General features: G+C 71.4%; 13 protein-coding genes. 5 read left to right on the forward strand and 8 right to left on the reverse strand.

From position 1 onward, the window contains the following. Positions 1-81 precede the first annotated feature (81 nt). Both bldC and SMD20_RS33870 read right to left on the reverse strand, forming a co-directional pair. Positions 82-285, reverse strand: coding sequence for a developmental transcriptional regulator BldC (gene bldC / locus SMD20_RS33865; protein WP_013133571.1), 204 nt, complete (start codon positions 283-285; stop codon positions 82-84). Between the two features lie 323 nt (positions 286-608). Continuing rightward, positions 609-1,475 carry a hypothetical protein gene (locus SMD20_RS33870; protein ID WP_329589124.1) on the reverse strand — a complete coding sequence of 289 codons (867 nt, stop codon included), beginning with the start codon at positions 1,473-1,475 and terminating at the stop codon, positions 609-611. 110 nt (positions 1,476-1,585) lie between these two features. Here SMD20_RS33870 and SMD20_RS33875 point away from each other — a divergent pair, with 110 nt between their 5' ends. Continuing rightward, entirely contained in the window at positions 1,586-2,665 is a 1,080-nt protein-coding gene (locus SMD20_RS33875) for a Glu/Leu/Phe/Val family dehydrogenase (protein ID WP_442942619.1), read from the forward strand. 150 nt (positions 2,666-2,815) lie between these two features. Next, the gene (locus SMD20_RS33880; protein WP_329589128.1) at positions 2,816-3,037 is read left to right on the forward strand and encodes a DUF3073 domain-containing protein; all 222 of its coding nucleotides are present in this window, start codon (positions 2,816-2,818) and stop codon (positions 3,035-3,037) included. A gap of 95 nt (positions 3,038-3,132) precedes the next feature. Here the strand turns inward: SMD20_RS33880 and SMD20_RS33885 are convergent, their stop codons facing one another. Beyond that, a complete protein-coding gene (locus SMD20_RS33885; RefSeq protein WP_329589130.1) occupies positions 3,133-3,999 on the reverse strand; it encodes an alpha/beta fold hydrolase in 867 nt (288 codons plus the stop codon). Between the two features lie 86 nt (positions 4,000-4,085). Between SMD20_RS33885 and SMD20_RS33890 the strand changes: the two genes are divergently transcribed. Then, a complete protein-coding gene (locus SMD20_RS33890) occupies positions 4,086-4,631 on the forward strand; it encodes a CGNR zinc finger domain-containing protein (protein WP_329589132.1) in 546 nt (181 codons plus the stop codon). Between the two features lie 10 nt (positions 4,632-4,641). Here the strand turns inward: SMD20_RS33890 and purM are convergent, their stop codons facing one another. From purM to SMD20_RS33910, 4 genes are all read right to left on the reverse strand, one after another. Then, on the reverse strand, positions 4,642-5,682 hold the full coding sequence (gene purM, locus SMD20_RS33895; protein WP_329589135.1) for a phosphoribosylformylglycinamidine cyclo-ligase: 1,041 nt from the start codon (positions 5,680-5,682) through the stop codon (positions 4,642-4,644). After that, complete coding sequence (gene purF, locus SMD20_RS33900; protein ID WP_329589137.1) at positions 5,679-7,115, reverse strand: amidophosphoribosyltransferase; 1,437 nt, start codon at positions 7,113-7,115, stop codon at positions 5,679-5,681. The genes purM and purF overlap by 4 nt, the downstream gene beginning before the upstream one ends. Before the next feature lie 51 nt (positions 7,116-7,166). After that, a complete protein-coding gene (locus tag SMD20_RS33905) occupies positions 7,167-7,913 on the reverse strand; it encodes an SDR family NAD(P)-dependent oxidoreductase (RefSeq protein WP_329589139.1) in 747 nt (248 codons plus the stop codon). Between the two features lie 87 nt (positions 7,914-8,000). Continuing rightward, positions 8,001-8,408, reverse strand: coding sequence for a MarR family winged helix-turn-helix transcriptional regulator (locus SMD20_RS33910; RefSeq protein ID WP_329589140.1), 408 nt, complete (start codon positions 8,406-8,408; stop codon positions 8,001-8,003). Between the two features lie 142 nt (positions 8,409-8,550). Here SMD20_RS33910 and SMD20_RS33915 point away from each other — a divergent pair, with 142 nt between their 5' ends. Then, positions 8,551-9,444 (forward strand): hypothetical protein, encoded by an 894-nt coding sequence (locus tag SMD20_RS33915; RefSeq protein WP_329589141.1) that lies wholly within the window; start codon positions 8,551-8,553, stop codon positions 9,442-9,444. Here the strand turns inward: SMD20_RS33915 and SMD20_RS33920 are convergent. Beyond that, the gene (locus tag SMD20_RS33920) at positions 9,441-9,884 is read right to left on the reverse strand and encodes a sterol carrier family protein (RefSeq protein ID WP_329589143.1); all 444 of its coding nucleotides are present in this window, start codon (positions 9,882-9,884) and stop codon (positions 9,441-9,443) included. The genes SMD20_RS33915 and SMD20_RS33920 overlap by 4 nt on opposite strands. 126 nt (positions 9,885-10,010) lie before the next feature. Between SMD20_RS33920 and SMD20_RS33925 the strand changes: the two genes are divergently transcribed. Beyond that, positions 10,011-12,059 (forward strand): PhoX family protein, encoded by a 2,049-nt coding sequence (locus tag SMD20_RS33925; protein ID WP_329592764.1) that lies wholly within the window; start codon positions 10,011-10,013, stop codon positions 12,057-12,059. Positions 12,060-12,088: the final 29 nt, after the last annotated feature.

Raw genomic sequence — 12,088 nt, forward strand, 5'->3', positions numbered from 1 at the left:
ACTCTTCGAGGTGGACCGGGCCCCAGTGCCGGCCTGGCCCACCCTTCACCCCCCTGAGGTTCGTGAAATGACGACCCTCGGTTACTCGGAACGCTGCTGCGGAATCCCCGCGAGCAGTGCCCGGACCTCCGTCTCCCGGTAACGCCGATGGCCACCGAGCGTGCGGATGGACGTCAACTTGCCCGCCTTGGCCCACCGCGTGACGGTCTTGGGGTCGACCCTGAACATGGTGGCGACCTCAGCGGGCGTAAGCAGTGGCTCGGCCTCGGGTGTACGAGCTGACATTTGTGCGGCCTCTCCTCCGTGTGGACCGGCTTCGCGATCCTGTGACTGCCGTTTGCGCGTGTCACGGATGTCCGCCTATGGCACAGAGCGTGCGGCTTTTCTAAGCCATATGCGGCATCACCCGATGTGACCATACCGCCACGCAGAGCGATTGGCGAGCCCTTCTTTGACCCAACTGCCCGCCCCCGTGGCCATGTCACGCTCGGTGATTCTAGCGACACGTTTCGTGGTATCGCAGTGAAAACGGCAAACTACTCAGTTCGCAGAAGAGAGCAGCCGCGAGCCGTGACCTACTCATGCAGGTCAGACGGCCGTATTGGGGCTCAGTTGGCAGATTCCAGCTGTTGCATTGACTTCCACCGCAGGATGACCCGCTGATACATGGCGTAGGCAAGTTCTTCTTGACCCGTGTCCAGGCCCGTCAGGGCCGCCGCCATCTCCGCGACCGACTGGTCGGCCTGCAGCGCGTCGTCGTCCATCAGGTGCACCAGCCCGCCGTAGTCGAGCTCGACGAGGGAGTGCGGGTGGAACTCCTCCAGCCACCGGGCGATCTCCTCCACCTCGAAGCCGGCCGCGAGGTCGCCGAGGTGCTTGCGCAGCACGTTGAGCGCCCGCGCCGCCCGCCGCCTGGCCTGGGCCATGGAGGTGACGTAGATGAGGTTGCGCCCCGTAGCGGTCGTCTTCACATCCTGTCCAGGAACGGAGGAGCCGAGCACCAGCCAGCGCTCGTTCCCATCAAACGGCACGAACCACGACGGCGGGACGTGCCACGCCGTGGTGCGGATGTGCGTGCGCAACGCGGACGATCCGGCCTTCCGCTTGAACCGGTCGAAGTCGTCGGCGACCTGGTCGGCGACGTTGCGCGGGACGAGGTGGTCCATCAGCTTCTGCGGAGTGGCCCCACGCCGCCGTGAGAAGGCCAGCCAGGACCGCAACCGGGTCTGCCAGGGGCAGACGTACAGGCGGTCCTCAACGCGGCGTAGATAGGCGTTGGGGCTCTCCTGGGCGGGAACGGGTTGAGGGGGCACGCCGAGCAGGCGCATCACCGACTCGTCGTGCTCCGCACTGAGCGCGTTGGCGCGGCGCGGGCGGTCACGTGAGTCGGCGTAGTCGGCCCACACCTTGCGCTCGGACTCGGCGAACGCGGTCAGTGGCTCGTAGACGCGGAGGTAGGCGGCATAGGGCAGCACGGAGGAATCGTGTCACGAAGCGAACCTCCATCGCATCGTTCCGCCGTCACTACAGTGTCAGTGTGATCTCCGTCGCGAAGAAGCGGCGGACCGGACAGGGAGTCACCACCGTGACCGACGTCTTCGGCTCGTCCCACAAGGACGTGCATGAGCAGGTCGTCTTCTGCGCCGACGAGCAGAGCGGCCTGCGCGCCATCATCGCCATCCACAACACCGCGCTCGGGCCGGCGCTGGGTGGCACACGTTTCTATCCCTACGAGAGCGAGCAGGCGGCCCTCGCCGACGTGCTCAACCTGGCCAAGGGCATGGCGTACAAGAACGCCCTCGCCGGCCTCGACCACGGCGGCGGCAAGGCCGTCATCATCGGCGATCCGGCGAAGGACAAGAGCGAGGCGCTGCTGCGCGCGTACGGCAGGTTCGTCGAGTCGCTGGGCGGGCGCTACTACACCGCCTGCGACGTCGGCACCTACAGCGAGGACATGGACGTCGTCGCCCGCGAGTCGCGCTTCGTGACCGGCCGCACCCTCGCCCACGGCGGCGCCGGTGACTCCTCCATCCTCACCGCGTACGGCGTCTTCCAGGGCATGCGCGCCTCCGCCGAGCTGGTCTACGGCACACCGTCGCTGCACGGCAGGCGGGTGGGCGTCGAGGGCGTGGGCAAGGTCGGCCACCGCCTGGTCGAGCTGCTGCGCGAGGACGGCGCCGAGGTCGTGGTCTGCGACGTCGCCCCCAAGGCCGTCGAGCGGGTGCGGGTCCGCCACCCCGAGGTCGAGGTGGTGGCCGACGCGGTGGCGCTGAAGGCGGCCGACCTCGACGTGTTCTCGCCGTGCGCGCTCGGCGGGGCGCTCGACGACACGACGGTGGCCGCGCTGCGCGCGAAGATCGTCTGCGGCGCGGCCAACAACCAGCTCGCCCACTCCGGCGTCGAGAAGCAGCTCGCCGAGCGCGGCATCCTCTACGCGCCCGACTACGTCGTCAACTCGGGCGGCGTGATCCAGGTGGCCGACGAGATCGGCGGCTTCGACATGGAGCGGGCGCGGGCCAAGGCCGCCCAGATCTACGACACGACTTCGAAGATCTTCCGAATCGCTGCCGAGGAGGGAGTTCCTCCCGCCGTCGCAGCGGATAGGCTAGCGGAGCGCAGAATGTCGGAAGTCGGGCGAATTAGGGGCATTTGGCTCGGCCAGTGACGCCCCCCGCCCATCCGACGTACCGAGCTGGGCACAAAACAGGTACGGTAATAGGCGAACGATAGGCTGACGTCCAAAGTCAGGCGGCGTCAGTGTGTGGTGCGTTAGCGACGAGGGGTCGGGGACGACCCCGACGAGGGGGTCGAGCCAATGGGGCGCGGCCGAGCAAAGGCCAAGCAGGTCAAGGTTGCTCGCCAGCTGAAGTACAACAGCGGTGGCACAGATCTTGACCGTCTTCGCGACGAACTCGGGGTCGGAGACTCCAGCAATGACGACGCCGACGACCGCAATGACGAGCTGGCGGATCGCTATGCCGATTACGCCGACGACTACGGCGCCGATGACGACGACCGTCCGTCCGGCCGCCGATAGGCGCACTCTGGATTGACACATGATCGAGGGCCCGGCGTCCGCGCCGGATCCTCGACTCATGCGCGTCGGGCCCCACGGGTGACCGTGGGGCTTCGTCATGCCCGCTCGGTGTCGAGTTCGGTGTCGAGTTCGGCGTCGAGTTCGCCGAGGAAGCGGGCGATCAGCGGGGCGATCTCCGGCAGTCTCTCCTCCAGCGCGAAGTGCCCGGTGTCCAGCACGTGCACCTCCGCCTCCGGCACGTCGCGCCGGTAGGCGTGCGCGCCCGCCTCCGGGAAGAACGCGTCGCCCCGTCCCCAGAGCACCAGCGTGGGCGGGCGGTGCTCGCGCAGCCACTCCTGCCAGGCCGGATACAGCTTCACGTTGCTCGCGTAGTCGCGGGCGAGCGCGAGCTGGGCCTCCTTGCGCCCCGGCAGGTCGAGGAAGTGCTGGTCGAGGGTCCAGCCGTCGGGCGCCACCCGTGACGGGTCGGCGGCGCCGTCCTCGTACTGCGAGCGGGTGACCGCGAGGGTGAACAGCTCCGCGGGCGGCTCGGCGATGGTCCGGCGGGCCAGGTCCGACAGGCCCTCCTCGTAGGCGTTGGCGTTCTGGACGATGAGCGCGGCGATCCACTCGGGATGCCGCTGGGCCACCCGGAAGCCGACCGGGCCGCCGAAGTCGAAGGCGTACCAGGCGAAGCGGGTCAGGCCGAGCGCCTGGACGAAACCCTCCACGACGTCGGCGAGGCCGTCGAAGGAGTGGACGAAGCCGTCGGGGACGCGCGTGTGCCCGAAGCCCGGGTAGTCCGGGGCGATCAGCCGGAAGCGGCCGCCCAGCGCGTCCATGAGCCGTCTGTACTGGTGCGAGGCGGACGGGAAGCCGTGCAGCAGGAGCACGGGCAGGGCGTCGCGCGGGCCCGTCTCTCGGTAGAAGACCTGGACGCCGGCCACGTCCACGAACCCGTGCCGCACCTCGGGGATGTCCATAGCTAATGCCTCTTTCGCTCGAAGATGCATTAGTTATAGCCAGGTGACGGCTAACGGGTCAATCGCCAGATGTAGCATTAGGTCGTATGGAGCTGCTGATCGGCGAGCCGCTGGCGCTGGACCTGCTCAACACCCGCACCCGCGACCTCGACGTCCTCGACACGCCCGGCGACTTCCAGACGTGGCTGGCCCGCCAGGCCGGGCGGCTCGACCCGCCGTCCGGGCCGCTCGGGCCGGAGGGGCTGGCCGCCGTACGGCGCCTGCGCGGGCACGTGGCGGCGGCGCTCGACGCCGTGCGCGCGGGAGACCCGCCCCCCGCCGCGGCGCTGGACGCGATCAACGAAGCCGCCCGCGCCGCCCCCGCGCACCGCGTGCTGGAGTGGCGCGACGGCGGGCCGCGCGTACGTGCGGAACGTGACGGCGAGGCCCCGGCCGCGCTGCTCGCTCAGCTCGCCGAGGCCGCCGTCGATCTGCTCGCCGATCCGGCCGCCCGCCGCGTGCGCGGCTGCGAGGGGCCCGGCTGCCTGCTGCTCTTCCTGCCCGCGCACCCGCGCCGCCGCTGGTGCTCGCCCGACCTGTGCGGCAACCGGGTGCGGGTCGCCCGGCACTACCGGCGGCGCAAGGAGGCGTGAGCCCCGCCGCTCAGCGGTAGCGGGCCTGGCCGGAGCCCTCGACGATCTCGCCCAGCACCCAGGCCGGCAGCCCGCGCCCGGCGAGCAGGCGGAGCGCCGCGTCGGCCGCGTCGGGCGCGACCACGGCGGCCATGCCGACGCCCAGGTTGAATGTACGGTCCATGTCCTGCTGCGCCACCCGGCCGTGACCCGCCAGCACGTCGAAGATCGGCGGCGGCGTCCAGGACGAGCGGTCGAGCACCGCGTCCAGGCCGGACGGCAGCGAGCGGGCCAGGTTGCCCTCGACGCCGCCCCCGGTGATGTGCGCGTAGGCGTGGACCTCGACCGAGCGGGCCAGCTCCAGGCAGTCGAGCGAGTAGATGCGGGTCGGCTCCAGCAGCTCCTCGCCGAGCGGGCGGCCCAGCTCGGGCAGCTCCGCGTCGAGCGACAGCCCGGCCTCGCGCAGGACGTGGCGGACCAGCGAGTAGCCGTTGGAGTGGACGCCGGAGGAGGCGAGGCCCAGCACGACGTCGCCCGCGCGCACGCGGTCGGGGCCGAGCAGCGCGTCGGCCTCCACGACGCCCGTGCCGGCGCCGGCGAGGTCGTACTCGTCGGCCTCCATCGCGCCCGGGTGCTCGGCCGTCTCGCCGCCCACGAGCGCCGCCCCGGCCAGCCGGCAGCCCTCGGCGACGCCGCCCACGATCTCGGCGACCCGCTCGGGCACCACCTTGCCGCAGGCGATGTAGTCGGTCATGAACAGCGGCTCGGCCCCGCACACGACGAGGTCGTCGAGGACCATGCCGACGAGGTCGATGCCGATCGTGTCGTGCTTGCCGTAACGCTGGGCGATCATGACCTTGGTGCCCACGCCGTCGGTCGAGGTGGCGAGCAGCGGCCGCCGGTAACGCAGCAGCGCCGAGGCGTCGAACAGGCCGGCGAAGCCGCTGGCGTCGTCGACGACCTCGGGCCGGCGCGAGCGCGCGACCTTGTCCTTCATCAGGTCGACGGCCCGCTCGCCGGCGGCGATGTCGACGCCCGCGGCCTCGTAGGTGCTCGCTCTGCGCTCGCTCACGCCTTGCTCTCCAAAACGAACTTGCCGACGTTGTCCTGGTCGATCGCGATCGGGTATTCGCCGGTGAAGCAGGCCCGGCACAGGCGCTCGGCCGGCAGCGTGGTGGCCTTCGTCAGGCCCTCCAGCGAGATGTAGCCGAGCGAGTCGGCGCCGAGCGAGGCCCGGATCTCCTCGACCGTCAGCGAGCCCGCGATCAGCTCGGCGCGGGTGGCGAAGTCGATGCCGTAGAAGCACGGCCAGGCGACCGGCGGCGAGGAGATGCGTACGTGCACCTCGCGCGCCCCCGCCTCGCGCAGCATCTTGACGATGGCCCGCTGGGTGTTGCCGCGCACGATCGAGTCGTCCACGACGACCAGGCGCTTGCCCTCGACGACCTCGCGCAGCGGGTTGAGCTTCAGCCGGATGCCGAGCTGGCGGATGGTCTGCGACGGCTGGATGAAGGTGCGGCCGACGTAGGAGTTCTTGACCAGGCCCTGCCCGTAGGGGATGCCGCTCTCCTCGGCGTAGCCGACGGCGGCCGGGGTGCCGGACTCGGGGGTGGGGATGACGAGGTCGGCCTCCACCGGGTGCTCGCGGGCCAGCACGCGGCCCACCTCGACCCGGGTGACCTGGACGCCGCGCCCGGCGATCGTGGTGTCGGGGCGGGCGAGGTAGACGTACTCGAACAGGCAGCCCTTGGGCTCCGCCAGCGCGAAGCGGCGCGAACGGACGCCGCGCTCGTCGATGGTGAGCAGCTCGCCGGGCTCGATCTCGCGGACGAACGTGGCGCCCACGATGTCGAGCGCCGCCGTCTCGGAGGCGACCACCCAGCCGCGCTCCAGGCGGCCGAGCACCAGCGGGCGGATGCCTTGCGGGTCGCGGGCCGCGTAGAGCGTCTTCTCGTCCATGAACACCAGCGAGTAGGCGCCCTTGACCTGCGGCAGCAGCTCGGCGGCGGAGTCCTCGATGCTGCGGGTGCGGTCCTGCGCGAGCAGCGTGGTCAGGACCTCGGTGTCGGTGGTGGCCCTGGTGGACCCCGGCGCGAGGCGCTCGGCCAGCACCGGGGTGTTGATCAGGTTGCCGTTGTGTGCGAGCGCGAGCCCGCCGACCTCGGTGGAGCTCAGCGTGGGCTGAGCGTTCTCCCACACGCTCGATCCGGTCGTGGAGTAGCGGCAGTGGCCGATGGCCAGATGGCCCCGCAGGGTGCCCAGCACCGACTCGTCGAAGACCTGGGAGACCAGACCCATGTCCTTGTAGACGAGAATGCGGCTGCCCTCACTGGCCGCGATGCCCGCGGACTCCTGGCCGCGGTGCTGCAACGCGTACAGCCCGTAGTAGGTGAGCTTGGAAACTTCCTCGCCTGGTGCCCAGACGCCGAAGACGCCGCAGGCGTCTTTAGGCGCGCGGTCGTGGGGGTCCAGGTCATGGCCGAGCCGGCCGTCGCCCTTCAGCACATGGTTCAGTCTAGGTCGGCGTCTTCCGTGCTCGCGCATCCGGGTCGGTCATCACACCGCGTGCGATGACCTGCCCGCATTCGAGCCGTCGCGGACCAGCTCGCCCGTGACGTTGCGGTTGGCGGCCGAGCCGAGGAAGACGATCAGGGCGGCCATGTCGTCGGCCGTGGACAGGCGGCGGCTCGGCGTGCGGGCGGCGATCTCGTCGAGCACGGCCTGGGGGATCGGCCGCCGGGTGTCGGTGAGCGTGAGGCCGGCGACCGCCACGTTGACCAGGATGCCGTCCCGGCCCGCCTCCCAGGCGAGAGCGCGGGCCATGCCGTGCAGGGCCATCTTGGCGGTGCCGTACGGGCCGGGGCCCGGCACGCCCTCCTCGGCGACTCCCGAGGAGACGAACACGATCCGGCCGAACCCGCGCCGCCGCATCTCCGGCAGCACGCCCTGGACGAGCAGCGCGTTGCCGACGACGTTGGCGTGCAGGGCCGCGGTCCACTCGGCGGCGGGCACGTCCTCGAACGGCATGCTGCCGGGCATGACGCCGCCCCAGCGGACGGCGTTGGCCACCAGCGCGTCCACCGGCCCGGCCTGGGCGACGGCGGCGGCGACGGTGGCGTGGTCCGTCAGGTCGAGGTGGACGGCCGCCGCCTCGCCGCCTTCGGCCTCGATGCGCTTGACCACGTCGGCCGCGCGGTCGGGGCCGGTGTTGTAGGTGAGGGTGACGCGGGCGCCGGTCCTGGCGTACGCGAGGGCGGTCGCGGCGCCGATGCCGGACGATCCGCCGGTGACGAGGACGTGCATACGGTGCTCCTTGTAGTTAGCCGACTAATTAGCCAGCTAACTGGAAAAGAGCGGCCAGGGCAAGCCGGGTTCGCTCAGGGTGAAGGGTCAGCGGCGGCGGGCGCGGATCAGGCGCGACAGGGCGTCGCGTTCGGCGGCGTCGAGGTCGCGCTGCAGGTCCTCGTCCAGCTCGTGCCAGATCCGCTCCACGGGGTCGCGCAGGGCCTTGCCCGCCTCGGTCAGGTGCACGCGGATCAGGCGCGGGCGGTCGGGGTCGGGGGAGCGGTGGACGAAGCCGGCGCGTTCGAGCCGCTGCAGGGTCTTCGTGACCGTGGGCGGCTCGACGCCGAGGCGGGCGATGAGCTCGCTCTGCGTCAGGCCGTCCTCGCGCCAGAGCTGGTTGAGCAGCATCTCCTGTCCCGCGTGCAGCCCGAGCGGCACCAGGGCGGCGGCGAGCTGGTTGCGCTGCCGCTTCATGAGGCTGATCAGTGCGTACGACAGGGTCTCGTCCAGCATGCCCTCATCTTGCCCGCCGCGTGCAGGTTGGGCGCATGGTGACCCAAGGATGAGCGCGCTTTTGCCGTGTCGCGTGGTTGGGCGGACGGCCTCCGCGACAGGGTGAAGTGTCCGGAATGCAGACTGGTCGGGAGGCGCAGACGTGACCACATCCGGCGATCCGAACGAGCCCGGCCAGGGGCGGGACGTCCCACGGCGCGAGGAGGGACCCGACGCCCCGCACGAGGGGGAGGAGCCCATCGCGCCCGTGCCGCCCGTCGTGCCCCCGCCCCACCAGCCGCCGCCGGAGCCGCCGCGCGGGCCGGTGGGGGAGCCCCGGCACCCCGACCTGCCCACGTCGCCCGAGACCCCGGAGCCATCCGTGGGCGCGGGACCAGGGGAGGACGCGGAGGAGACGCAGGCGTTCCCCGTGCCGGGCGCGACGCCCGCCTACCCGGGCTGGGAGAGCTCCCCGCAGGAGGAGCCCCCGCCCAAGGCCACGCCCTCCCGGTACGAGCAGCCGCCCGGGGGCACCCCGGGCCCCCCGTCCGGCCCGCAGCACCCTTACGGCGGCTACGGGCCCTCAGGCGGCGGCGAGGTCCCGCCCGCCGCGCCGCCGCCGGGGCAGCCCGTCCCCGGCACCAGCCCGTCCAGCCCGTACGGCGGCCCGCCCGGCTACAACCCGCCCTCCTACGGCTATCCAGGCGCCCCCTACCAGTACGGAGGCCAGCCGCCACCGCCGGACCGGACCGGCAACGGCCTTGCCACGGCCTCGCTCGTGCTCGGCGTGGCCAGCCCTTTCCTGGTGTTCGTCTGCTTCACCGGCCTGATCACCGCGATCCTGTCGATCGTGTTCGGCTGCGTGGCCCTCGCGCGGAAGGCGGGCAAGGGCCGGGCCGTCGCCGGGATCGTGATCAGCGTGCTGTCCCTGATCCTGTTCGCGATCGTGGCGATCTGGTTCTGGAACGTCGTGCAGGACTGCGCCCACCTGACGGGCGCGGCGGCCGACCGCTGCTTCGAGGAGCGTTTCCCCTGGATGAACGGCAGCCGGGGTTAGTCGTTCAGTGGCAGGTGCGCCGACAGGTCGGCGCGGGAGCCGCTGGCCGAGACCGCGCCCTTGGCCACGGCCTCCTCCCACGTCAGCCGCCCGACGGCGAGCTCGATCCAGGTGCGCCCGTCGGTCTCGACGACGTTGGGCGGCGTGCCGCGGGTGTGGCGCGGGCCGGGGATCGCCTGGACGGCCGCGTACGGCGGCACGCGTACCTCGACGGTCCTTCCGGGGGCGGCGGTGGCGAGGCGGTCGAGGAGGTGGCGTACGGCCTGCCTGGCGGCGTCGCGCTCGGGGGTGAGCCCGCGGTCGTAGGCGGCCAGCACGGCCGCGACCAGCGCGCCGGGCAGGGCGGCGGCGGGCCCGTCGTACGGCGGCTCGTCCAGGGCGACGAGCTGCGCGTCGAGGGCGGCTCTCAGTTTCTCCGGGTCCAGCTTGCGAGGTGGCACCCCGCCATTGTCTCCCGAGAGCGTTCACCGGGACGGAGGTCGTCGTTCACCTGAGGTTTCGTCGCCGACCGTAGCCTCCGGAACGGTACAGACGCGCACATACATGGAGGATTTGTGGCGAACCTCATGGGGGACGGGCGGCGACCGCTGCTGCCGCTGCTCTCCACCCCGCACAAAGGTGGCCGTTCCGCGTTGACCTGCCGGTTCCGATGTGGGGACGCGTGCGCGCACGACGTGGCCAACACCTCGGACAACGCCTACTTCGGCGACGTGGTGCGTGAGGCGATCTCGCGGCGCGGGGTGCTGCGGGCGGGCGCGCTCGGCGCGCTGGTGGCGGGCGTGGGCGTGGCGGGAGCGGCCCCGGCCTTCGCCGACAAGCCGGGGAACGCCCCGGGCCCGAACGGTGGCCTGGCGTTCACTCCTGTGGCGCCGAACACCGAGGACGCGCTGACGATCCCCTCCGGCTACCGCTCCTCCGTGGTCGTACGCTGGGGCGACCCGGTGCTGCCCGACGCGCCGGCCTTCGACTTCGACAACCAGACCGCCGATGCGCAGGCCAGGCAGTTCGGCTACAACTGCGACTACGTCACGCTGCTGCCGCTCGGCCACGACCGCGCGCTGCTGTGGGTGAACCACGAGTACACCGACGAGAGCCTGATGTTCCGCGGCTACACGGGCGGGGCCGCCGCGACCGAGGAGCAGATCAGGATCGCCCTCGCCGCGCACGGCGGCTCGGTCGTGGAGGTCGAGCGCGCGGGCGGCACCGGCGAGTGGAAGCTGGTCACCAAGGGCCGCCGCCGCTACAACCGGCGCATCACCGCCCAGACGCCCATGAAGTTCACCGGCCCGGCCGCGGGCAGCGACCTGCTCAAGACGGCCGCCGACCCCGAGGGCGTCAAGCCGGTCGGCATGCTGAACAACTGCTCGGGCGGCACCACCCCGTGGGGGACCGTGCTGACCGCCGAGGAGAACATCGACCAGTACTTCGTCAACGGCGACAAGGTCCCCGAGGCGCAGAAGCCGTACATCACCCGCTACACCATCACCACCGGCACCCCGTCGAGCAGCCGGCGCTTCGACCGCGTCGAGGAGCGCTTCGACCTGGCCAAGCACCCGAACGAGGCCAACCGGTTCGGGTGGATCGTGGAGATCGACCCGTTCGACCCGGACTCCACCCCGATCAAGCGCACGGCGCTCGGCCGCTTCAAGCACGAGGCCGCCACCACGACGCTGTCCCGCGACCGGCGCCTGGTCGTCTACATGGGCGACGACTCGCGCTTCGAGTACATCTACAAGTTCGTCTCGAAGAACCGCTACATCCCGGGCAACGACCGGCACAACCGGTCGCTCCTGGACGAGGGCACGCTGTACGTGGCGAAGTTCACCGGCAACAGCCCGGCCGCCGAGATCGACGGCTCCGGCAAGCTGCCCGCCGACGGGGCGTTCGACGGCTCCGGCGAGTGGAAGCCGCTGGTGTCGGGCGACCGGTCGTACGTCGAGGGCATGACCGCCCAGGAGGTGCTGGTCTACACCCGCGTGGCCGCCGACAGGGTCAAGGGCGGCGCGACGAAGATGGACCGCCCCGAGGACATCGAGCGCAACCCGGTCACCGGGGGCGTCTACGTGGCGCTCACCAACAACGGCAACCGCACGGCCGCCCAGGTCGACGAGGCCAACCCGCGTCCGTCCAACAAGCACGGCCACGTGCTGGAGCTGGTGGAGAAGCGCGACGACGCCGCCGCGACGACGTTCGCCTGGTCGGTGCCGCTGGTCTGCGGCGACCCCGCCGACCCGGCGACGTACTTCGCCGGCTACGACAAGAGCAAGGTCTCGCCGATCTCGTGCCCGGACAACGTCACCTTCGACCGTGACGGCAACCTGTGGATCTCCACGGACGGCAACGCGCTCGGCTCCAACGACGGCCTGTTCGTCATGCCGGTGCGCGGCAAGGAGCGGGGCCACCTGCGGCAGTTCCTGACCGTGCCGGTCGGCGCGGAGACCTGCGGCCCGCTGGTGACCGAGGACCAGCGCAGCGTCTTCGTGGCCGTGCAGCACCCGGGCGAGCTCGACGGCGCCACGCCCGACAAGCCGGCCAGCCGCTGGCCCGACGGCGACCAGCCGCGCCCGGCCGTGGCCGTCGTCTGGCACGAGAAGAACAAGAAGATCGGCGCTTGACCTCAACATAACCTGAGGAAATAGCGTTC

It is taken from the genome of Nonomuraea sp. LP-02 (genome assembly GCF_036289125.1).
Lineage (GTDB): Bacteria > Actinomycetota > Actinomycetes > Streptosporangiales > Streptosporangiaceae > Nonomuraea > Nonomuraea bangladeshensis.

What these genes read in the sequence shown, in the direction of transcription:
- SMD20_RS33905 (WP_329589139.1), bottom strand. Translation starts at nt 7,913, where the DNA reads ATGCACGTCCTCGTCACCGGCGGATCGTCCGGCATCGGCGCCGCGACC.
- SMD20_RS33885 (WP_329589130.1), bottom strand. Translation starts at nt 3,999, where the DNA reads ATGGACATCCCCGAGGTGCGGCACGGGTTCGTGGACGTGGCCGGCGTC.
- SMD20_RS33880 (WP_329589128.1), top strand. Translation starts at nt 2,816, where the DNA reads ATGGGGCGCGGCCGAGCAAAGGCCAAGCAGGTCAAGGTTGCTCGCCAG.
- bldC (WP_013133571.1), bottom strand. Translation starts at nt 285, where the DNA reads ATGTCAGCTCGTACACCCGAGGCCGAGCCACTGCTTACGCCCGCTGAG.
- SMD20_RS33890 (WP_329589132.1), top strand. Translation starts at nt 4,086, where the DNA reads ATGGAGCTGCTGATCGGCGAGCCGCTGGCGCTGGACCTGCTCAACACC.
- SMD20_RS33910 (WP_329589140.1), bottom strand. Translation starts at nt 8,408, where the DNA reads ATGCTGGACGAGACCCTGTCGTACGCACTGATCAGCCTCATGAAGCGG.
- SMD20_RS33925 (WP_329592764.1), top strand. Translation starts at nt 10,011, where the DNA reads ATGGGGGACGGGCGGCGACCGCTGCTGCCGCTGCTCTCCACCCCGCAC.